The following is a 22,064-nucleotide window of genomic DNA, read 5'->3' on the forward strand; positions in this document are numbered from 1 at the left end:
ATGATGGCGGAAGGGATCCACGCGTTCCCATCTCGAACACGACCGTTAAGCCTTCCAGCGTCGATGGTACTTGAACCGCAGGGTTCTGGGAGAGTAGAACGTTGCCAAGCACACAGCAAGAGTCTTTCTGGATTTTTTCCAGAAAGACTCTTTTTTTTATATCTGTAAATGTTGCTTTTTTAACCATACTAATCCTACGAGGAGGGATGACGATGAGGACAACAAGCAGCATGAAATGGATCAACAGGGTGTGTCTTTGTTCGTTAGTTACGCTGATGATGAATGGTTGCTCAACCAAAATCGATGAAGTAAAGGAAGAAGCAAATCCACTTCACTCTTTGAGTTATGTAGGAAGTATTGGACCTGCGTCCAATCAGGAACAGAAGCAGATGCCGGACGTTGTGGCAACGCCTTCTTTTCAAAAGACAGGTAAACAGGTCGTAAAAGGTATTTATGTTTCCGCCTGGTCCGCCGTAGGCAATAAGTTTGAGCAATTGATTGATCTAGTGGAGCAAACCGATCTAAATGCCATGGTGATCGATGTTAAGAATGATTCCGGTCAGGTGACATACCCCTCAACGGTTCCTTTGGTCAACGAGATCGGGGCGAACAGCCACGTCATCATACAAGATTTGAAAGTAAAGCTGCAGAGATTGAAGCAGAAGCATATTTATACGATAGCTAGACTAGTCGTGTTTAAGGATCCTTACTTAAGTAAAAAGAAAAGTACGTTGGCTATGAAAAACAAAGACGGAAGCGTCTGGAAGGACGCGAAGGGGATCGCTTGGGTGGATCCTTTTAAAACAGAGGTGTGGGACTACAATATTCAAATTGCGAATGAAGTGGCTAAACTGGGGTTCGATGAAATCCAATTCGATTATGTTAGGTTCCCAGAGAATGGGCAAAAGGTGGACCGCGAGGTGATTTTTGATAACCCGCAGAAGCTAAGCAAGGCGCAGGATATCGCAACTTTTTTGCATACAGCGAAGGAACAGATAGGTGATAAAGCGTATATTTCAGCGGATGTGTTTGGATTAACGACGTCGATGGCGAATGATATGGGAATTGGGCAGGACTGGGGGATGATCAGCAAAGAGGTTCATTTCATTTCTCCGATGCTGTATCCATCCCACTATACCAGTGGTATTTATGGGATCAAAAGCCCTGATTTGCAGCCCTACGCGGTTATCCATCAAGCCGTTAACGACGCCAACTGGAAAAATCGGCAGTTAGCACGGTCAAATCAGCAGATTGCTCAGATTAGGCCCTGGTATCAGGATTTTACAGCCACATGGGTAAAACCACATAAGAAGTATGGTGCTATCGATGTAAAGGAGCAGATCAAAGCAGCGAGGGAGCAGGGGGTTGAGCAGTTTTTGTTATGGAATCCGAGCAGCACGTACTCCTATCGTTAACGAAATTGACTTATTCAAGGTGAGGGGGAGCTGCTTGCTCGTCCTTTTCCTTGACACTAAAAATAGCCTTTTGTTAAGATTGCAATCATATACGGAAGAATGAATAGAAGCTTATGAATCAAGCTTTCAGTTAGAGGGCTTTAAGGAGGACATGTACGCAGTGAGAGAAGACAAGTTTGGCAAGGAAGGCTTAACGTTTGATGATGTATTGTTAGTGCCTAGAAAGTCTGAAGTGTTCGGTAAGGAGATCGACGTTTCGACGGAACTGGCACCTGGTGTGAAATTAAATATCCCTTTCATTAGCTCCGCTATGGATACGGTGACGGAGTCTGCGCTAGCGATTGCTATGGCCCGTGAAGGCGGTATCGGAATTATTCATAAGAACATGTCCATTGAGTTACAAGCTGAACACGTTGATCGTGTCAAAAGGTCGGAAAGCGGCGTAATCACCAACCCGTTCTCATTAACGCCTGAGCATCATGTTTATGACGCAGAAGAGTTAATGGCGAAATATCGTATTTCGGGTGTACCGATTGTAAATGAAAATAATCGTTTAGTTGGTATTTTGACGAATCGCGACTTGCGCTTTGTACATGACTATTCCATTAAAATCAAAGAAGTGATGACACAGGAAGGCCTTGTTACAGCGCCGGTTGGAACAACGCTTCAGCAAGCAGAGGGCATCCTTCAGAAGCACAAAATTGAGAAGCTGCCATTGGTAGACGAGAATTTTGGTCTAAAAGGGTTAATTACGATTAAAGATATCGAGAAGGCGATTCAATTCCCTAACTCGGCGAAAGACACGCAAGGCCGTCTACTTGTAGGTGCAGCAGTTGGTGTGTCCAAAGACGTACTAGAGAGAGCCGCAGCGCTCGTTACAGCTGGTATTGACGTCATTGTCGTGGATTCCGCGCATGGACATCACATTAATATCGCAGAGACTGTGAAGAAGCTGAGAGCCCAATATCCAGAGCTTCCGATTATTGCGGGTAACGTAGCGACAGGCGATGGTACACGTGATTTGATCAAAGCAGGAGCTTCTATGGTGAAAGTCGGTATCGGTCCTGGATCCATCTGTACAACGCGTGTTATCGCAGGAATAGGCGTGCCGCAAGTGACAGCTATTTATGATTGCGCGCAAGCAGCAGCAGAGTTTGGCGTTCCGATCATCGCAGATGGCGGTATCAAGTACTCCGGTGATGTGGTTAAAGCGATCGCAGCGGGTGCTAGCGCGGTTATGATCGGCAGTCTTTTTGCAGGGACAGATGAGAGTCCAGGTGAGTCTGAGATTTTCCAAGGACGGAAGTTCAAGGTTTACCGTGGAATGGGCTCCTTAGGTGCTATGAAGGAAGGCAGCAAGGATCGTTACTTCCAGGAGAACGAGAGCAAGCTTGTCCCAGAGGGCATCGAAGGTCGTGTGGCTTATAAAGGGCCTATGGCGGATACGGTGTATCAACTGGTGGGTGGACTTCGTTCAGGTATGGGGTATTGTGGGGCGCGCAACATTCAAGAACTCATTCATGATACGCAATTTGTTCGTATTACGGGTGCAGGGTTGAAAGAAAGCCATCCGCATGATATTCAAATTACGAAAGAAGCACCGAATTACTCAATGTAGATGAGAGCCTTTAAGCTCTGCTAAAAGGTCCCTATATATTGTCACAATATGGATGAAATTGGAGGCGTGGGAGTTGAACCCACGTTTTCTTTTTTTTGTCTAATGGGGTGTGTTACAATATAACGTGTCTTATGTCTTGTCCAACATCATTTAGGGAGAGTGAAATTGTGAGATTTTTACGTTTTACAAAGAAAAAGGTTGCATTGGTGTTAGGTGTTAGCTTAATTGCTCAATCCTTACTTTTACATATACAGCCAACCTATGCGGCAGATGATAAGAAGCCAGCAGCTTCGCCATCACCAGCAGCGGTGACAACGCCTGCTCCAAATGCAGGGACAACACCAACACCAGCACTGAATGAACCTCAAGTAGCAGCGAAATCTGCGTTAATCATGGAAGCCAGCACAGGAGCAGTCCTGTTTCAAATGAATGCAGACGAAGCCTTCCCTCCGGCAAGTATGGCGAAGATGATGACGGAGTATTTGGCGATGGAGAGCATCAAAGAAGGCAAATTCAAATGGGACTCACCTGTGACAGCCACTAAGAATGCGGCAGATGTCATTGGCTCTGGGCAGTTGATTGCTGAGAACGAAACACTGTCGTTCAAAGATATGTTCAATGCGATGTCCATTTATTCCGCTAACGATGCTTCTGTTGCTTTTGCTGAATTGCTTGGCGGTACAGAAGAGAATTTCGCGAAAATGATGAATGACAAAGCGAAACAGCTTGGTATGTCGGATAAGGCTCATTTTATTAGTGCGACTGGACTTTCACGTGCTGACCTCAAGAATCCGCCTGCTTCTATTGAAGGTGAGACGAAGATGACAGCTCGCGATGCGGCTATTCTTGCCTATAATATTTTGAAGGACCATAAAGAAATTCTAGAGTTTACGAAGATTCCTTCCTTGAAGTTGAGAGCGACAGATAAATCACCTATGATCAACTGGAACTGGATGCTTGAAGGGAATTCAGCGAACACCAACTTTAAGAAGTATGCGTATCCGGGGTTGGACGGCTTGAAAACGGGTTCTACCGATGATGCTGGCTACTGCTTCACGGGAACGGCAGAACGTAACGGTATGCGTATGATTACAGTTGTTATGGGGACGAAGACAGAACCAGAACGTTTTAATGAAACACGCAAGCTGATGGACTATGCATTTAATAATTTTGAGATAAAACCATTCTTGAATGCGAAACAGACGATAGATTCTTTGAAAAGTGTGAACATTAAGAAGGGTGTACAATTGGAAGTACCTCTTGTTACGAAAACAGGTTTAACATTCGTTGCTAGAAAAGGCGCGAAAGATACCGATTTCCAAGTGAAGACAGAGTCAGTTGAAGAGAGCAAACTAGTAGCCCCTATTGCGAAAGGCGACACGCTGGGGAAAGTAAAAGTTAGCTACAATGGTCAAGAAAAAACCGTAGATCTAATCGCAGATGGAGATGTTGAAAAAGGCAGCTGGATCCGACTTCTGTTCCGTTCCATTAAAAACTTCTTCAGCGATATGTTCAAAGGGATTAAAGGCGGCTCGTAGGCCAGAAAATGGGTTGTATATTACCCCTCCTTCATGTAAAATTGTTGTTTAGAAGTTTATTATCGAATCGTGTAGGGAACTACACCGAAATTGCATAGAAGCTATAGGAGGAAATCAAGAATGGAAACAGGAACTTCCCGCGTTAAAACAGGTATGGCCGAAATGCAAAAAGGCGGCGTCATTATGGACGTTATGAACGCTGAGCAAGCTAAAATCGCAGAAGCAGCTGGTGCATCCGCTGTTATGGCACTTGAGCGAGTACCTGCAGACATTCGTGCTGCTGGTGGCGTATCCCGTATGGCTGATCCAACAATTGTTGAAGATGTGATGAAAGTTGTATCCATTCCAGTCATGGCGAAAGCAAGAATCGGACACTTCGTTGAAGCTAAGGTTCTTGAGTCCCTAGGCGTTGACTATATCGATGAGAGTGAAGTACTAACACCTGCGGATGAGGTTTTCCACATCAACAAACGTGATTTCACCGTGCCTTTCGTTTGTGGTTGCCGCGATCTTGGCGAAGCTTTGCGTCGTATCGGCGAAGGTGCTTCCATGCTTCGTACCAAAGGTGAGCCAGGAACAGGTAACATCGTTGAAGCCGTTCGTCACATGCGTACGATTCAAGGTCAAATTCGTAAAGTACAAAGCATGTCTTTGGATGAGTTGATGTTTGAAGCGAAAACGCTTGGCGCTCCTTATGAGCTATTGTTGCAAATTCACCAAACAGGTAAATTGCCTGTTGTTAACTTCGCAGCTGGCGGTGTTGCTACACCTGCTGATGCAGCGCTTATGATGCACCTTGGTTCTGATGGTGTATTCGTTGGATCTGGTATTTTCAAATCCGATAGCCCAGAGAAGTTCGCGAAAGCAATCGTTGAAGCGGTAACGCACTACACGGATTACAAAATGATCGCTGAAATCTCCAAAAACCTAGGTACCCCTATGAAGGGAATCGAAATTTCCAAGCTTCAAGCTTCCGAGCGTATGCAGGAGCGCGGCTGGTAATGACGAAGATTGGGGTTCTCGCGCTGCAAGGCGCGGTAGCGGAGCATATTCGTGGGATTGAAAAGGCGGGTGCAGAAGGTGTCGTTGTCAAACGCACCGAGCAGCTCGCTGAGATTGATGGCATTATCCTTCCTGGTGGAGAGAGCACAACGATCGGTAAGCTTATGCGTACGTATGGCTTCATCGATGCATTACGTGAGTTCTCCGCGGCAGGCAAGCCGATCTTCGGCACCTGCGCAGGGCTGATTGTCATCGCGAAAGAGATCACCGGACAACCGGAAGCTCATCTGGAGCTGATGGACATTACAGTGGCTCGCAACGCATTCGGTCGTCAACGCGAAAGCTTTGAGACGGACTTGCCGATCAAAGGCATTGACGAGAACGTTCGCGCGGTATTCATTCGTGCCCCACTCATTGAGAAAGTGGGACCGGATGTGGATGTATTGGCCACGTATGACGGCCAGATCGTTGCCGCGCAGCAAGGGCATCTCCTTGCAGCGTCGTTTCACCCAGAGCTGACGGACGATTTCCGTCTGCACAGTTATTTCTTAGACATGGTAAAGCAAAGCCAAGCATAATAAACGGTTCAAGCACCCCGAGTTAACCGGATTGCCGGTTTGGGTGCTTGCTTCCATATACAAACCATTTTGCGCTAACGGAGGAATCTCCTTGTTTGATGTAAAGTTACTTCGAAGTGATTTAGCAGCTGTACAAGCTGCCATGCAAAACCGCGGCAAGCAGATCGAGGAGCTTAATGGTTTCACAGCATTAGATGTGAAACGCAGAGAGCTGCTGCAAGAAACCGAGCAGCTGAAAAACCGCCGCAACACCGTTTCCCAAGAGGTAGCGGGGCGTAAGCGATCCGGTGAAAATGCGGATGAGCTGATTCAAGAAATGAAAGTGGTCGGAGACCGCATTAAAGAGCTTGATGATGAGATCCGTGTCTTGGACGAGTCGTTACAACAAGTTCTTCTCTCCATTCCAAATATGCCGCATGCTAGTGTTCCTGTAGGCCGTACGGAGGAAGAGAATGTGGAAGTACGCCGCATCGGCGACATTCCAATGTTCGATTTCGAAGTAAAGCCGCACTGGGAAGTGGCACAGGATTTAGGCATCTTGGATTTCGAAGCGGCGGCGAAGGTAACAGGTTCGCGTTTCGTGTTCTACAAGGGCTTAGGAGCTCGTCTAGAGCGCGCATTGATCAACTTCATGATGGACTTGCACAGCGATGAGCATGGCTATGAAGAAATGCTGCCTCCTTATATCGTCAACCGTGATAGTCTGACAGGTACGGGCCAGCTTCCGAAATTCGAGGAAGATGTGTTCAAGCTGGAGAATTCGGAATATTTCCTGATTCCAACAGCGGAAGTACCGGTTACGAATTACCACCGCGAAGATATTCTAACGAATGAACAGCTGCCAGTTAACTTCGTGGCGTTCAGTGCTTGTTTCCGTTCGGAAGCAGGATCCGCTGGTCGCGATACACGGGGGTTAATCAGACAGCACCAGTTCAACAAAATAGAGCTTGTAAAGCTCGTAAAGCCCGAAGACTCCTACGAGGAGTTGGAGAAGCTTACAGGGCATGCTGAGCGCGTCCTACAGCTATTGAAGCTGCCTTACCGTGTGTTGTCACTCTGCACAGGTGATATTGGCTTCACGTCCGCGAAGACGTACGATCTGGAAGTATGGCTGCCTAACAGCGGCGCATACCGCGAGATTTCCAGCTGCAGTAACTTCGAAGACTTCCAAGCGCGCAGAGCGAACATTCGCTTCCGCCGCGATGCGAAGGCGAAGCCGGAATTCGTACATACACTGAACGGATCAGGTTTAGCTTTGGGCCGAACAGTGGCTGCAATTCTTGAGAATTACCAGCAAGCGGATGGTTCAATCGTTGTGCCAGATGTCCTTGTTCCGTACATGAACAACGTGAAAGTCATCACGAAAAAATAAGACTTGCATCGAGTGACGATTGTGTGCTACAATGCTTTTTGTCACTGCACAAGGTCGTCTCCCTAATCGGAGACGCCTATCGTGGAGAGGTGGTCGAGTGGTTTAAGGCAGCGGTCTTGAAAACCGCCGAGGTCGCAAGGTCTCCGTGGGTTCGAATCCCACCCTCTCCGTAGCCAAGGTAATACCCAACCAAAGAGTCATGCGATTCTCGAAATCGTGTGGCTTTTTTTGTTTTTATTTTTAGGAAGAAAGCTCGTGAGCCTTTACAAAATCTACATCATATTTTAACGAAAAGTGGGTATTTTGTACCTAGAGACTTTCCTTATAATGGACAAGATCATCCAATATAAGGAGAGTGAATACCCTGTGAAGAAGGTTGGAACGAAAGTAGTCGCAGTTCTTTTATCTGTGGCAGTCACGATAAGTTCTTTAGCAATAGCCACTCCAGCAAGCGCTGTAGCGATAACACCAGGAACGCCTTATCAGGCGAATGGTACTTATGATGTCACGGTACCGCATGTGATCATCAATCAGGTGTATGGCGGCGGTTTGGTAACAGATACGAAAAATACAGCATCTTCTCATGGATTTATTGAACTTTATAACCCAACTAGCAATGATGTCAGCTTAAATGGCTGGTCACTACAATATGCGGATCGTGGATCAGATGCCTTAACTGGACCTACTGGGGATTGGCAGAAACTAGACCTTGTTGGCACGATTAAAGCTAAATCTTCATTCCTCATTCTTGGGGAAGCGACGGGAGCAAATGCACCCAAATTAAATCTAACAACGACTTATGATCAATTATGGAACAATCGTTTTATTAATAATAAAGGCTTGAAAGTTGTTCTGATGAGTAATCAGACGAAGCTGGAGATCACGAATAAACATCCGTTCTCCAATGTTCCCAAACCTACCGGTTATGTTGATATGTTAGGTACAGGAAGTAATGACGGAGATAACGTAGACGTTAAAACGGATATTGATGGCTATGAATTCGATTATCCCAAAGGCTCATCTGAAGGGACATCTAAAAAAATATCCGTACGTCGTAAGACATTAACAGATACGGATAATAACAAGCAGGATTTTGGTCAGTTCGGGATTTCAGATTCGACTACTCAGGAATTGGCGATTAAAGGACCTAAATATGGCGCATTCGGGCAATGGGACAATAATGTGTCTTTACTTGGATACTCGAATGAAACGTTTCCTACGGCCTATGAACAAGAAGCCTACTCGGTATCGATGAGTGTGTATGGAGGGAGAGCTCCATTTACGTTCGCAGCTACAGGATTACCTGCTGGATTAGCTATTAATTCTGTTACTGGTGAAGTCTATGGTAAATCAACGGAAGTAGTGACGTCTAACGTATACATCAAAGTGACGGATAGTTTGTTAACGCAATATGGCCGTTATTTGACGATTAAGGTTGAACCCGCTTCTAACTTGTTCAAAGATACTTTAAGTATCACGAAGTTAACTGATTTTAAAGTAGGGATTACGAATAAAGAAGGCGGTGTCGCCGAGATTGTTAAATACAACAAGGATAATAATAAGTTCTATCTGGTTAATGGATCTGGGAATCCACCTAGCTTAGATATCGTTCGTTTAGATCTTGTGCAAGGCTTAGTTAAAGAAAAAACGATTAGAGTAAAAGATTTGGTTGAAAATAACGGCTTTCTTTACGGTGACCTGACAAGTGTGGATGTGAATACGACCACCAAGAAAGTATCCGTATCTGTGCAAGAGTTAGATTCTAAAAAAGCTGGTAAAATCGTCGTTCTGGATTATGATGGCAACGTAATGAAAGCGTACGACGCGGGTGTTCAGCCGGATATGATTAAGTCTACTACGGATGGTCGCTATATTCTTACTGCGAATGAAGGTGAGCCTCGCACTGCTGGCATCGATCCTGAAGGAAGTATAACCATCGTAGATACGATCATGGATAGCGTGACACAATTAAGATTTGCTGATCCTTCCGTCATCGATAATAACGTTCATATTCGCGGTGCTTCTACACCAATAACTGGTCAAATTATGGGTGAAGGCACGAAGCAAGACGCAGTTTTTGATTTGGAACCTGAATATATCGCACTCTCTGAGGACAATAGCAAGGCATATGTATCTTTTCAGGAAAATAACGCGATTGGGACGATTGATTTAGCAACGAAAGCTGTCATCTCAATAAAAGGGCTAGGTCTCAAGGATTTGAACCTTGCGCGTAATTCTTTGGATCTAGTGAAGGACAATGCTATCAAGTTTGAAAATGTCCCTTTCTATGGGATGTATATGCCCGATGGAATTGCAAGCCAAACGATCAATGGTATCCCTTATGTATTCTCTGCCAATGAGGGGGATGTCACTGAATGGCCGGGTGTGAGAGGCAATGGAAGCACGATTGGCACGATGAAAGGCAGTTTAACGCCCAATTCACCTGCTGCGCAATTCTTGGCTGGTAAGACTGCTTACGACGGCGTAGAAGTAGCCAGTGATATGGGTCCAAATAGCATTTATCTCTATGGCGGTCGTTCCTTCTCGATCTGGCAGGCGAACACAATGGCGCAAGTGTATGACAGTGGGAATGAATTTGAGAAAGTCACTGCACAGCGTGTACCGAATAATTTCAATACGAGTAATAGTAAAACAGCTTTAGATGATCGCAGTTCCAAAAAAGGCCCAGAACCAGAAGATGTTAAAGTGGGGAAAGTGGGAAGTAAAACACTTGCTTTTGTTGGGCTTGAGCGTGTTGGAGGCATTATGACCTATGACGTAACGGATCCGGCCAATGCTAAGTTCGTAAATTATACGAATTCTCGTGTGTTTACACCGAAGGATAATCTTAATACGGATACGGGGCCAGAGGGTATTGATTTCATACCTGCCGCGATTAGCCCAAATGGGAATCCATTGCTTCTTGTTGCCAATGAGGTGGGTGGAACCGTTGCGGTATACCAGCTTAATGTACAACGGATTAGCGTAGATAAGTCCACACTTTCTGTTACCAAAGGAGCAGCTGCAAGCAAACTTACAGCAACGGTGACGACATCTGCAGGAGAATCTGTAAGCTCAGGGATCGTAGCTTGGAAATCTTCTAATCCAGCGGTTGCTTCCGTAAGTGCAGATGGTCAAGTAACAGCTTTGGAAACAGGTACAACAGTAGTTACAGCAGTAAGTCCTGATGGATATGCGACAGCGGATGTAACGGTTACGGTATCATCTGCCTATACACCGCCATATTCCGGCCCTGCTTCTGGAACGGGACCTAGCAAACCAACCACTAACGGTGAGAAGACAACCATTACGACGCCAACTGTCAAAGATAGCAATGGCACTTCTACGGCTAACCTTACTACCGCGGTATTAACGGATGCCTTAAAACAAATGTCCGAATCAGCTGAAAAATCATCTATTCTTGAAATTAAAGCAGATGTAGACGCTACTTCCAAAGAAGCGGTTATTAAATTGCCAGCAGAATCGCTCGTGAAGGTTGCGGAAAGCCCCACTACAGAAGTAAAAGTAAGCTTAGGTTTAGGTACCCTGACATTGGATAAAAACGTACTGGCTGCAATCGCTTCTAACGCGACTTCTGGTGATGTTTCTCTGTCCATCGCAAAAGCAGATCTAACTGCAATTACTCAGCAGATGGCTTCAAAAGAACGTGATGCTGTGAACGCCGCCGTTGGCGACCGTCCTGTCTTTGATTTTACGATCACAGCAGGAGGCAAAACAGTATCAAGCTTTAACGGAGGTACTGTTGAGGTTCAAGTGCCGTATAACCCGACGGCCAATGAGGATACGAATGCGATTGTAGCTTATTATATCGCTGACAATGGTGAGCTCGTAAAAGTTACTAATAGTTACTACGACGCGGTTACAGGCACGCTTAATTTTAAAGTTAGCCACTTCTCGCAGTATGCGGTAGGCTATTCTCTAGTTACGTTTGGTGACACATCAGCAAGCTTCGCGAAGAGCTATATCACGTACCTAGCGGCTCGCCAAATCATCAACGGAACAGCCGAAGGCCAATTCTCGCCAAATGCGCAAATTAATCGTGCTGATTTCACCTTGATGCTGGCACGCATGGCTGGCGCGAAGCTAGACGCGTATAAAGCGTCCAGTTTCCGCGATGTAAAGACAGACAGTTATTATGCCCAGTCTGTACAATGGGCAGCGGAGAACGGCCTTACAAGCGGTGTAAGCGAGGGTATGTTTGCACCTGCTGCCAACATCTCACGTGAGCAAATGGCCACCATGATCGCTCGGTTCGCTGCGCTGCAGAAGCTTAGCTTGCCGCAAGTAGTAGCCGCGGTGCCTTTTGCAGACGGGGCAGAGATTCCTGCCTTCGCGGTAGATGCGGCCAAAGCATTGCAGCAAGCTGGCATTATTTCCGGGAAATCAGGAAATCGATTTGCGCCGAAGGATCTTGCTTCGCGTGAAGAAGCAGCGAAAATACTGGGTATGCTCCTGCAGCAAATCGTTAAATAACAAGTTGCATATAGCACTTACCCCTCAGCACGAATTCGATTCGTATTGGGGAGTAGGTGTTTTTTTACATGGATAAAACACGGGCGGCTTCCGCATTTTAATCATGTGGAGGTGTTACCTATGAGCAAATCAGATAAGCCTAGCGTGGATCAAGCTGAAATCGTGAAAGAGTGGATGCGCGTCATGCCCACTGTTCTGCAGCCTGCCGATCAAACCAGGGTATGGGCAGATGAGGGCGATGCGGATGCCATCCGCGTGCACATTATGACGGCGGGGCATACCGGCTATTCGTTTGATTTTAAAGTCACGTATGTGGATGCCAGAGAAGTGAATGTTGAATTGACCGATGTACAGCAAGGAACGACGCATATTGACGAACGTGGCGATGTCGTACAGTCGTTAATCGATGATTATGTGCGGCATATTCATGAGTGTGCGCAGGCTTTGCAGAAGGTCACCAACGCTTAAGTAAGAAGGAGGACACCGTGATGACGAAGCAAAAGAGTCCGGATAAAAATTTGCAAAATGTGGCCAAAGATCTAGAAGCCGATCCGGTCAACGCCCATAATGCACAGCAGGTCCAGCAGAAGGTCAATGACCACCGGCATCAGGATGCACTTAATCACGAGGGAACCAACTCATAAAGGAGGATGGGACATATGTCTAAACCGAAATCATACTCAGCGGGCGATAATCTCGTGAACAATGGTTCTGTGAAAAACCGAAATAATGCAGGTGGCAATCAGGAGCCATTGTCCGGTTCTAAGAAAGTGAAGAATCAGAATCATCACGGCGGCCACGCTGCAGAAGGCCATGGACACGGCGGATAAAAGGCAATGAAATTTTTTTAATAAACATGATTAAAAAAACGAAAACCGGTCATACTATTATTGTCGGCAAGCAGAGAGGTGTGGTTCCGTTGGAGCAATTAGCGAAAGCGAAACAACCATTGCAAAGAGGACTTTTCTACCTGTTATAATCAGGCTGGAGGGCGATGTGCTAAAGACACTTACCGTGTTTTATACGCAGATTTAACTTAGGTTTACGTGTAACAAGGTTCAAAGAAATATCATCAATGCCGACGAAAAAAGAACCCTTAGGGGTTCTTTTTTTTCGTTGTCTATAAAGTTGTTAGCCATTACAGTAATTCGCGTTCTACGTTCACCATTTCAGTATCTTTTTCAGAAAACGTTGACTTCAACTTCTGCTTCCGGCTCATGAGCAAACGAATGCCGCCGCCAATCAGGAGCAGAGCAACTATCAGCGTTTGACTGAAGTTGTTAAGCAGATACATGTATTTCCGCGAAGCGGGTAGAAATTGATATAGGAATTGGACAAAGAACTCACTAAAGATATAGTAGCCGCCTAATACGATCAAGACTACGCCAATCAGGCGTTGGTAGGCTGTCCAGTTCTCGACAAGGGGCTTGTCAATTAAGGTACCATTTTCATACTTAGAAATGCTCTGCAGGGCATCAAAAAAGCTAAAGAACCATAGTATCGGGATCAAAAAGAAGAAAAGGGACAGCCGCAGCACATCCAACACATAAATGGAGAAAAGGAACACAGCCATCAACTGGATACCGCGTTTGGTCATCGATAAGTATAGGTGAGCTGCACCTGGGAAAATGGCGATAATCGTGGCAATGGTCCGGTTTTTGCGTCCATGTTCATCGCGTTGGAAATCTTCAAACATACTGCGATCGACGAGTTCAAGCCCAGCTTGTTTGCGATCTAGCTGCTTCAACGCATCGAATATGGTGTAAAACCAGAGCACCGGCAACGCCAGTAAGAAAACGATAAAGCCTTCATTGTGTGTCAGAATGGCGATAAAAAACACGAGAATGGCGATTCCGAAGAAGGATATCATCGCTGTAAGGCCTCTTTGCATTAACCCAAGCCAGAAATGGCCAACACCTGGAATAAAGGAGAGCATGAGAACTTTAGATCTTTCTTGTCTTCCTGCTAGTTGCGCATTATAGGAGGCGGCATTCCATGATGGCACCTCTTGCTCAGGCGGATAAGGTCCATAATAAGCTGGCATCGGTTGATGATAGGTTGTTGGAATTGGCATTGGGGCTGGAGCGTTTAATAAGTAGATAATCATATCGATCATATTGATGATCCACGTGAGCCCGATAGGAATAAGCAGAAAGGCGAATTCGTCGGCATCATGGGACACAATGCCTAAAAAGAGTAAGAAAGATAGTCCGAAGAATATGAAGCCGTATAATAAGCCGCGGACAGTCCGATTCATATACAAATGACCCACTCCGGGTATGAAAGACAGTAGGAATGCAACAAGATTACTTTTGGTAGGCATTAAGGCTCTAGGCCTCCTTCTTTATGTTCATTTTGTATGTTGTCTAACCATGTTAGTGTTTTATTAACGAGATGATCGGATATGGAAACTTGGGTTTCAAGGGAGGCAGGCGCTTCTAGAGGACGAGCGGGCTTGAAGGCACCGTAAGTTCCTATCTCCTGTGATAAGCCATGGAAAAACCCAGTTGCTACGAGCACCAGCGTCGCGGCAGCAGCAATCCCATAGTGGAACATCGTCGAGCGATACCAAGCAGGTTTCGTTCCAACCGTTCGGGCTAGAATACTATTCGTATAGGCTACTGGATCTTTGACCTCTATGGTCTGTTGTGCTGCTAGTTTGTCTATACATGTCATGTAACTCGCCAAGCATATCTCGCAACGGTATACATGATCCTCCATCTCGTCCCTTTCTTCTGACGATAGACGATCCTCCGCATACTGCAACCATTCCTGTTCACAATAGTGGTTAACCTTCATCGAAACTCCTCCTCCTTCCAATGATTTCGCAGCCACAGCTTGGCCCTGTACAGTTTCGATTCGACCGTTTTGATCGTAATCCCTTGAGCATTTGCAATATCTTGGTACGATTGATGATGAATATAATAGGCCAATAAGACGTCCTGATAGTTCGCTGGGATCTGATGCAGCTTCTCACGTACGAGCTCGGTCGTTTCTCTGATCAAAACTACATGCTCTACCCCGTCCTCCGGATGAGGAGATTTCGCCAAGGAGACGGTCTCCTCGAATTCCGCGATGATGTCTTCCTTGCGCCGACTGGATGCGCGCTTGAAATCAATAGCTCGATTCACCGCGATGCGTGTAATCCAGGTTTTCAAGCCTTTCCGTTCATACTGAGGGAGAGAGAAGTAAATACGGGTCCAAACCTCTTGGGACAAGTCTTCGGCATCCTTTTGATGGCGAACAATCGCAAAGATCGTCTGCAATATATATGGACGATACGTTGTTATCAGCTCGCGGAATGCCGCTTCATCGCCCTTTAATATGCGATCAATTAGTGTGTGCTCCTCAATATCCTTCTCCTCCTCTCCGCATGAATAGACGAAGCTCGGCCCATGTACCCCTGCACTTGAATGAAAAAAAGAGCGAATCGGGAGATTCGCTCTTTAGTATCATTGTGCAATCGTAGAGTTACTAGCCGCCATTGGTTGTTTCTTTGCTGCATTTTGAACGAACAGATACGCGAGTAGTGCACTGCCGGCACCGAGGACGCCGAGTACAATAAAGCCTTCATTTAGAGAGAAATAGTCACCAATGATGCCCATTAGGACAGGCCCTACGAACATACCGAGTCCATAAATCGCTTGGAAAAAGCCCATCGCTGTCGCCCGCTTATCCGCAGGCATATGCTTAATGCTCATCCCCATGAGCAGGGTGAACGAAAGTCCGCGACCAAAGCCCGCGAATGCTTGTGTAACCATGAGCAGCCAGAGATGATGGGTGAACGGAACCGTAAAGGTGAATATCCCCATGAGCAGAAAGCCAGCTACAACCATGCGTTTCTCTCCGTAACGGATCGACCAGCGCCGCCCCCCGAACAAGGAGGCTAGCGCAACAGGGACGTTAGCGAATAAGGAAAGCAAGGAGAGCGAGAATTTGTCTGCTCCAAGCTGCATGGCATATACCGGTGTGAAGCCGAAGACCGTAGCAAATATCAGCACCTGTGATAGAATAGCGAGCAAAGAAACGAAGAGAAGTGTGCGATCTGTCGCCACGTTGCCAATACCGCGCAAGGTAATCTTGGGTGCGTCTTTCTCGACTTTTTCGATGAGGAAGAAAGAGCCGATCATGCCTAATACGCCAAGCACAGCACCAAGAATGAAAACCGACTCCCACCCCAGCTTGTCTGCTGCCCATCCTGCACTAAGGATGCCTAGCACCTGACCAAGTGAGTTAAAAAAGGAGATCGTGCCAATCGCTTTCGTAGACTCTTCATGCTTGTAATAGCTCGTGAATAGCACCGTAAAATCAACCCAAGTGGCTGCGGCTGCGCCTGCAAGTGCGCGAAGAATCAAGATCCAGGTAAAATCGTGCGTGAACCACAGTCCGAGTCCGGTAATGGCGGTGAAGAGAAGGCCGAAGGTGATGAACAGTCTTCTTTTATGAAATCGATCCGACATAATGCCTACGGGGATGCGGAGCAGCATCTGCGAGATGCCGTACATGCCTACAATCCATCCGGCTAATTGGTGGCTCCCCCCGAGGAACTCCACGTAAGGCGCCATGATCGGAACGCTAGTGTACATCGACATCCAGAAGAGCATCGTGACCACACAGAAGAGCGGGATACGATAGGATGAAATAGAACGAGTTGTCATCGGAGTGAGGACTCCTTTCAATTATGAATCCATAACAAAGAAAGGGATTGCCAACCTGAGTTGAAATCCCTTTGTACGTATGTATGTTTAAAAGAACTATACGCGCCCGATACGATTCGAACGTACGACCTACAGTTTAGGAAACTGTTGCTCTATCCTGCTGAGCTACGGGCGCATAGTATCGTCATTCTAACACGAGATGTTTTCGGGGTGCAACCCATTTTAACCCATGTGTATGCAGGAGGTTTCCTTTGAGCAAGGAATGTACATAGTGGATAAAGAAATAGATATAGCATTTAACGTAATTTGTTGTTAAACCAATAGAAAGTAGGTGTCGTATGGAGCAACGTCCCGTGATTCAACTCACCAGTTCCAAAGCTGAAACCGTACTTGATGTTATTTCCCTGTTCATAATCATAAGTATGATCGCTTATGTCGCCTACGTGTGGCACGATATGCCTGAGCGAATTCCGATGCATTTTAACGGTAAAGGGGAGATCGATGGTTGGGGGAACAAAATGAGCCTAATTGCCTTACCACTGATAGGCGTTATCAGCTACATTGGCTTGACCCTCCTAAGCAAGGTCCCTCACGTGTATAATTATCCGTCACCAATTACGCCACATAATGCCCGTGGACAATACCAGAATGCTCGTTTATTTATGAACAGTTTAAAAGCGGTGATTGTGATTCTGTTTGGCTTTATTGAATGGTCTGTTATCCAAAGTGCAAAAGAGGGCAACGCCGACCTCAATTGGTGGGTGTTAGGCTTCATTTTATTGATGCTGTTTGGCACGATCATCTTCTTCATCGTACGTTCGATACAATTAAAGTAAAGGAGGTGAGCGGAAATGACGGTTTATGTTGGTTTTCTGCGTGGGATTAATGTAGGAGGCAAGAACAAGATCAAAATGGCCGATTTGAAAAAGACGCTGGAGGCCTCAGGGTTAGCACATGTACAGACCTATTTGCAAAGCGGCAATGTGCTGTTCCAATCAGAGGAGTCCAGTGAAACGCTAAGACCGCGTATTGAAAAAGCAATCAGCGATGCGGTAGGCGTAGCGCCTACCGTTATTTTGCGTACCGCAACGGAGCTAGCTAAACTTGTAGCGAACTGCCCTTATGACGCAGAGGCTTTGTCCGAAGCAGAGAGCATTCAAATTTCCGTGCTAACGGAAGAAGCCCCGCAGCAGACATTCACCGACATCTTATCCAAAGGACAGAGTGAAGTGGATGAATTTCAAATACGGGGCTGCACGATATATTTTCTGTTTCGGCAAAGTGTGTTGGATTCGAAGCTGGCAAGCAACATTCAGAAGCTTGGCGACCAAACGACGACTCGTAATTGGAATACGATGAGCAAGCTCGTAGAGCTTGCAGAGGCCTTACAGCCAAGCCAATAAGCTGTCGGAAGGGCTAAACCTTTAAGCTTTTCCCCGTAATTTTCGGAAAAATTGCGTTAGCATCGTCGAACACTCTTCTTGCAAAACGCCACTCACCACATCGACACGATGATTGAATCGATCCTCCTGCAGCAAGTTCATCAACGTTCCCGCACAGCCTGCCTTCGGATCCACCGTACCGTATATCACCTGCGGAATTCGTGCTTGTACGATCGCACCTGCGCACATCGGACAAGGCTCCAGCGTCACATAAAGCTGGCAGTCCAAAAGGCGCCAAGCCTGCAGATGTTCGCTCGCCTGTTTAATGGCAATCATCTCCGCATGCGCGAGAGGATCTAGGGTTGTTTCACGTAAATTATAGCCGCGGCCAATGATTTGACCTTGATGGACGACGACGGCGCCAATCGGTACTTCGCGGATGGCTTCAGCTTTCAGCGCCTCGCCAATCGCTTCTTTCATCCAGGGGATATGTTGATCCACAGGGGGACACCTCGCAATAATAGTTTATCCACATGTGTATAAAAATCCGAACAAATATTCGTTGTTAACAAGCTGTGGATAACAATGTGGATAACTTATAAACCTGTGGATATTTAATCCACTACACATTCATACAATAAAAACATGGCCCATGCAAGGATTTTAGTTGAAAGAAATATCCAGGCTACGTATAATGGTGGTAATAGTGGGTCTTTTAGACCAGTTTGGCCCAAGGATAGATCATTAAGACCAGAAACAATATATCTACATAAATGAATAGCAGGGTTCGACAATGGCAAACTTGCTGAAAGGCAAGGACGCAAAGCTGAGGGTCTACGGTTCTTATGAACTATGGCAGCCTGGTTACCGAAAATCGATGCTTTTTTTGATTGCGGTGATAGGCTGTCCCTGTGTGGGGGCAGTCTATTTTGTGCGGAAAATTGTTATGAAATCCATCATTAAGGGAGGGTGAAGATGAGCATGGCGATGAAGCAGGATGCTTTGAAGCGATATGGGAGTAAAGAAGGATATGATGTGGAGGTATTAATTGATTGCCGAGCTGTAGTGGCGAAGGATGATTTCGTGGCAACAGGTATTCTTACCTATGCACAAGGAGACATTATGGAAATTGAGTTGCCGGAATATGAGGTATTTCAGCTTGGTGATAAGGCGAAATTGACGTTATACACCAAATCGGGTTTATTCGTTTTTCATTCGACAATCGTAGCTAGAGAGCCTGGTTCACTCATCGTGATCAATCCACCTGAGAATCGGAAGAAGTTTTCAGAGAAACGGGAGTTCCCGCGGGTAGAAGTGAAGAACATAGGTCACATAGCAGGATTCCAAAATATAACCCAAAAAGAGCAGCATCAATTGGAAAATCCAATTGGAATTTCGATAAAAAATATTTCCATGAATGGAATTGGCTTTACCATAAATGATAATTCGATGATCGATGGTATTCTTCACAAAAAATGTCTGCTGCAAGTCGAGCTGGATTTAGGCTTTGAAATGCCTTGCATGTTGGAAATTATAAGGAAAGAAAAGCAAGAGGACGTCTACTACTACGGGGCCAGCTTCGAGAGCGTTCCTGCGGAACAAAGCAATGCGCTGCGCGGTTTTATTCTGCGAAATCAGATCCAAACCTACTTCGAGCAGAAGCGGGATGAAGAGTTCAAAAAAGCAATGGAAAAAAAGTCTGCAGCCAATCAATAGCTTGCAGGCTTTTTTTTGCCCTCCAAGTACTATATAATAAGAAGGATGATTTTCGAAAATTAAGGAGTTGTAAACGACAATGGCTTTGAAAGCAGGTATCGTCGGTCTACCGAACGTAGGAAAATCGACATTGTTTAATGCAATTACACAGGCGGGGGCAGAATCTGCGAATTATCCGTTCTGTACGATCGATCCGAATGTTGGGGTAGTAGAAGTACCAGACGAGAGATTGCAGAAGCTGGTAGAAATCGTTGTGCCTAAGAGCATTGTGCCGACGGCCTTCGAATTCGTTGACATTGCGGGTTTGGTTAAGGGTGCGAGCAAAGGCGAGGGCCTTGGAAATAAATTTCTAGCACACATCCGTGAAGTCGATGCGATTGTGCATGTTGTGCGTTGTTTTGAGGATGATAATATTACTCACGTTTCTGGGAAAGTCGATCCGATTGGCGACATCGAGACGATTAATCTTGAATTGATTTTGGCAGACATTGAGTCGGTTGATAAAAAGATCGAGCGTTCACGCAAAAACCTCAAAGGCGGCGACAAGAAAGTTGTAGCTGAGGTTGAGTGTTTGGAACGTATCAAAGAAGCCTTATATAATGATATGCCAGCACGCAGCTTGGATTTGACAGATGACGAGCGTCTTCTAGTTCGCGATCTTCATTTGCTGACGATGAAGCCAGTGCTCTACGCGGCAAACGTGAGTGAAGATGAAGTTGCAACTGCGGACGACAATGCATACGTTAAAATTGTGAAGGAATTCGCTGAGAAAGAAAACAACGAAGTTGTTTCTATTAGTGCGAAGGTTGAATCCGAAATCGCTGAGCTGGAAGACGAAGAAAAAGCCATGTTTTTGGAAGAGCTGGGACTTCAAGAGTCCGGCTTGAATAGATTGATCAAAGCAGCGTACAGAAAGCTAGGCTTGTACACGTATTTCACGGCTGGTGTTCAAGAGGTTAGAGCATGGACGATCCGTAAAGGAACGAAGGCTCCTCAAGCGGCTGGCGTGATTCATACGGATTTCGAACGTGGATTTATTCGTGCAGAGGTTGTTTCTTATAACGATTTGGCTGCTGCGGGATCCATGGCGGGAGCTAAGGAAAAAGGCCAAGTACGTCTTGAAGGTAAAGAGTACGTGGTTAATGACGGCGACGTTATGCATTTCCGTTTCAACGTTTAATTGTTAATAAAAATAAGAAAGGAGTGATCCCCTATGTTGGATCGACTTCAGTCCATTGTGGACCGCTATGAAAAACTAAGTGAGTTGCTGTGTGACCCGGATGTTACTAGTGATACGAAGAAGCTTAGAGAGTATTCCAAAGAGCAATCTGATCTTCAGGAAGCTTACGATGCTTATAATGAATATAAGAGTGTGAGCGAACAGCTAGCTGATGCGAAAGTGATGCAGAACGAGAAGCTGGATGATGAGATGCGCGAAATGGTCAAAATGGAGATCGACGAGCTTAGCGAGCAATCCGCTAAACTAGAAGAACATCTCCGCATCCTGATGATGCCGAAGGACCCTAACGATGACAAGAACGTTATCGTGGAAATCCGCGGAGCGGCAGGTGGCGATGAAGCTGCGCTGTTCGCAGGCGACCTCTACCGGATGTATACGCGATATGCGGATGCGCAAGGTTGGAGAACGGAGATTTTGGATGCATCCGTGAATGATTTGGGCGGATTCAAAGAAATTATCTTCATGATTACGGGTAAAGGTGCTTATAGTAAGCTCAAGTTTGAGAGTGGAGCACACCGTGTTCAACGTATTCCAGTAACGGAATCCGGTGGAAGGATCCATACTTCCACTTCGACGGTTGTTGTTATGCCGGAGGCAGAAGATGTGGAAATTGTGATTCATGATGCAGATATTCGCGTCGATACGTTCTGTTCCAGTGGAGCGGGCGGTCAGTCCGTTAATACAACGAAATCCGCTGTGCGTGTAACGCACGTACCAACGGGTATCGTCGCAACGTGTCAGGATGGTAAATCGCAAAACTCTAACAAAGAGTCAGCGCTTCGCGTACTTCGTACGCGGATTTCAGATAAATTGCGTGAAGAAGAAGAAGCGAAATATGCCGGCGAGCGTAAAAGCAAAGTCGGAACGGGCGACCGTTCAGAGCGTATTCGTACCTACAACTTCCCGCAAAGCCGGATTACCGATCATCGTATCGGCTTGACGCTTCACCGTTTGGAGACGGTGCTTAACGGCGATATGGCGGAAATTGTGTCAGCATTAACGATTGCTGCACAATCCGATGCCTTAGAGGCGATGTAATGACGACTGCAAA

The 22,064-nt window shown here is 46.1% G+C and carries 21 protein-coding genes, 2 tRNA genes, 1 rRNA gene and 1 riboswitch; of the genes, 18 read left to right on the forward strand and 6 right to left on the reverse strand.

Annotated features, from left to right (window positions below; all coding sequences use genetic code 11):
- From rrf to AC58QG_RS30105, 13 genes are all read left to right on the forward strand, one after another.
- Positions 1-110 (forward strand): 5S ribosomal RNA (gene rrf, locus AC58QG_RS30045); the annotation flags it as partial.
- Positions 111-212: 102 nt separating this feature from the next.
- A complete protein-coding gene (locus AC58QG_RS30050; protein ID WP_497365734.1) occupies positions 213-1,415 on the forward strand; it encodes a putative glycoside hydrolase in 1,203 nt (400 codons plus the stop codon).
- Between the two features lie 160 nt (positions 1,416-1,575).
- Positions 1,576-3,033 (forward strand): IMP dehydrogenase, encoded by a 1,458-nt coding sequence (guaB, locus tag AC58QG_RS30055; RefSeq protein WP_497365735.1) that lies wholly within the window; start codon positions 1,576-1,578, stop codon positions 3,031-3,033.
- A 167-nt stretch (positions 3,034-3,200) separates the two neighbouring features.
- Positions 3,201-4,571 carry a D-alanyl-D-alanine carboxypeptidase family protein gene (locus AC58QG_RS30060; RefSeq protein ID WP_497365736.1) on the forward strand — a complete coding sequence of 457 codons (1,371 nt, stop codon included), beginning with the start codon at positions 3,201-3,203 and terminating at the stop codon, positions 4,569-4,571.
- Between the two features lie 120 nt (positions 4,572-4,691).
- A complete protein-coding gene (gene pdxS, locus AC58QG_RS30065; RefSeq protein WP_065854409.1) occupies positions 4,692-5,573 on the forward strand; it encodes a pyridoxal 5'-phosphate synthase lyase subunit PdxS in 882 nt (293 codons plus the stop codon).
- Positions 5,573-6,151: a pyridoxal 5'-phosphate synthase glutaminase subunit PdxT gene (gene pdxT / locus AC58QG_RS30070; RefSeq protein ID WP_497365737.1), complete on the forward strand. Its 579-nt coding sequence runs from the start codon at positions 5,573-5,575 to the stop codon at positions 6,149-6,151. Before pdxS ends, pdxT begins: the two co-directional genes overlap by 1 nt.
- A 91-nt stretch (positions 6,152-6,242) precedes the next feature.
- On the forward strand, positions 6,243-7,523 hold the full coding sequence (gene serS, locus AC58QG_RS30075; protein ID WP_497365738.1) for a serine--tRNA ligase: 1,281 nt from the start codon (positions 6,243-6,245) through the stop codon (positions 7,521-7,523).
- An 83-nt stretch (positions 7,524-7,606) separates the two neighbouring features.
- Positions 7,607-7,693 (forward strand) — tRNA-Ser (locus AC58QG_RS30080).
- 157 nt (positions 7,694-7,850) lie between these two features.
- Positions 7,851-12,017 carry a choice-of-anchor I family protein gene (locus tag AC58QG_RS30085; RefSeq protein WP_497365739.1) on the forward strand — a complete coding sequence of 1,389 codons (4,167 nt, stop codon included), beginning with the start codon at positions 7,851-7,853 and terminating at the stop codon, positions 12,015-12,017.
- Between the two features lie 120 nt (positions 12,018-12,137).
- Positions 12,138-12,485, forward strand: a complete 348-nt coding sequence (locus AC58QG_RS30090; RefSeq protein WP_497365740.1) for a hypothetical protein — start codon at positions 12,138-12,140, stop codon at positions 12,483-12,485.
- A gap of 20 nt (positions 12,486-12,505) precedes the next feature.
- Complete coding sequence (locus tag AC58QG_RS30095; RefSeq protein WP_497365741.1) at positions 12,506-12,661, forward strand: hypothetical protein; 156 nt, start codon at positions 12,506-12,508, stop codon at positions 12,659-12,661.
- Positions 12,662-12,676: 15 nt separating this feature from the next.
- A complete protein-coding gene (locus tag AC58QG_RS30100) occupies positions 12,677-12,847 on the forward strand; it encodes a small acid-soluble spore protein P (protein WP_497365742.1) in 171 nt (56 codons plus the stop codon).
- 26 nt (positions 12,848-12,873) lie between these two features.
- The gene (locus tag AC58QG_RS30105) at positions 12,874-12,996 is read left to right on the forward strand and encodes a hypothetical protein (protein WP_279615885.1); all 123 of its coding nucleotides are present in this window, start codon (positions 12,874-12,876) and stop codon (positions 12,994-12,996) included.
- 159 nt (positions 12,997-13,155) lie between these two features.
- On the opposite strand, the gene AC58QG_RS30110 is transcribed toward AC58QG_RS30105, so the two are convergent.
- The 5 genes from AC58QG_RS30110 to AC58QG_RS30130 all read right to left on the reverse strand — a co-directional run bounded on the left by AC58QG_RS30110 (position 13,156) and on the right by AC58QG_RS30130 (position 16,850).
- The gene (locus tag AC58QG_RS30110; RefSeq protein ID WP_497365743.1) at positions 13,156-14,340 is read right to left on the reverse strand and encodes a hypothetical protein; all 1,185 of its coding nucleotides are present in this window, start codon (positions 14,338-14,340) and stop codon (positions 13,156-13,158) included.
- Positions 14,340-14,816 carry an anti-sigma factor gene (locus AC58QG_RS30115; protein WP_497365744.1) on the reverse strand — a complete coding sequence of 159 codons (477 nt, stop codon included), beginning with the start codon at positions 14,814-14,816 and terminating at the stop codon, positions 14,340-14,342. The genes AC58QG_RS30110 and AC58QG_RS30115 overlap by 1 nt, the downstream gene beginning before the upstream one ends.
- Positions 14,813-15,283, reverse strand: coding sequence for a sigma-70 family RNA polymerase sigma factor (locus AC58QG_RS30120; RefSeq protein WP_497365745.1), 471 nt, complete (start codon positions 15,281-15,283; stop codon positions 14,813-14,815). The genes AC58QG_RS30115 and AC58QG_RS30120 overlap by 4 nt, the downstream gene beginning before the upstream one ends.
- Before the next feature lie 186 nt (positions 15,284-15,469).
- Complete coding sequence (locus AC58QG_RS30125) at positions 15,470-16,675, reverse strand: MFS transporter (protein WP_497365746.1); 1,206 nt, start codon at positions 16,673-16,675, stop codon at positions 15,470-15,472.
- A 101-nt stretch (positions 16,676-16,776) separates the two neighbouring features.
- Positions 16,777-16,850: transfer RNA gene (locus AC58QG_RS30130), tRNA-Arg, on the reverse strand.
- A 163-nt stretch (positions 16,851-17,013) separates the two neighbouring features.
- On the opposite strand from AC58QG_RS30130, the gene AC58QG_RS30135 reads away from it, so the two are divergent.
- Entirely contained in the window at positions 17,014-17,511 is a 498-nt protein-coding gene (locus AC58QG_RS30135) for a DUF1648 domain-containing protein (protein WP_497365747.1), read from the forward strand.
- A gap of 15 nt (positions 17,512-17,526) precedes the next feature.
- Complete coding sequence (locus AC58QG_RS30140) at positions 17,527-18,078, forward strand: DUF1697 domain-containing protein (RefSeq protein ID WP_497365748.1); 552 nt, start codon at positions 17,527-17,529, stop codon at positions 18,076-18,078.
- 21 nt (positions 18,079-18,099) lie between these two features.
- Here the strand turns inward: AC58QG_RS30140 and tadA are convergent, their stop codons facing one another.
- Positions 18,100-18,558 (reverse strand): tRNA adenosine(34) deaminase TadA, encoded by a 459-nt coding sequence (gene tadA, locus AC58QG_RS30145; protein ID WP_497365749.1) that lies wholly within the window; start codon positions 18,556-18,558, stop codon positions 18,100-18,102.
- A 284-nt stretch (positions 18,559-18,842) separates the two neighbouring features.
- Positions 18,843-18,929, forward strand: a riboswitch (cyclic di-GMP riboswitch).
- 103 nt (positions 18,930-19,032) lie between these two features.
- Here tadA and AC58QG_RS30150 point away from each other — a divergent pair.
- The 3 genes from AC58QG_RS30150 (at position 19,033) to prfA (ending at position 22,051) form a co-directional block, all read left to right on the forward strand.
- Positions 19,033-19,773 (forward strand): PilZ domain-containing protein, encoded by a 741-nt coding sequence (locus AC58QG_RS30150; RefSeq protein WP_497365750.1) that lies wholly within the window; start codon positions 19,033-19,035, stop codon positions 19,771-19,773.
- A gap of 79 nt (positions 19,774-19,852) precedes the next feature.
- On the forward strand, positions 19,853-20,953 hold the full coding sequence (ychF, locus tag AC58QG_RS30155; RefSeq protein ID WP_497271010.1) for a redox-regulated ATPase YchF: 1,101 nt from the start codon (positions 19,853-19,855) through the stop codon (positions 20,951-20,953).
- Between the two features lie 33 nt (positions 20,954-20,986).
- A complete protein-coding gene (prfA, locus tag AC58QG_RS30160; protein WP_497365751.1) occupies positions 20,987-22,051 on the forward strand; it encodes a peptide chain release factor 1 in 1,065 nt (354 codons plus the stop codon).
- Positions 22,052-22,064: the final 13 nt, after the last annotated feature.

It is taken from the genome of Paenibacillus sp. J22P169, from assembly GCF_059691995.1.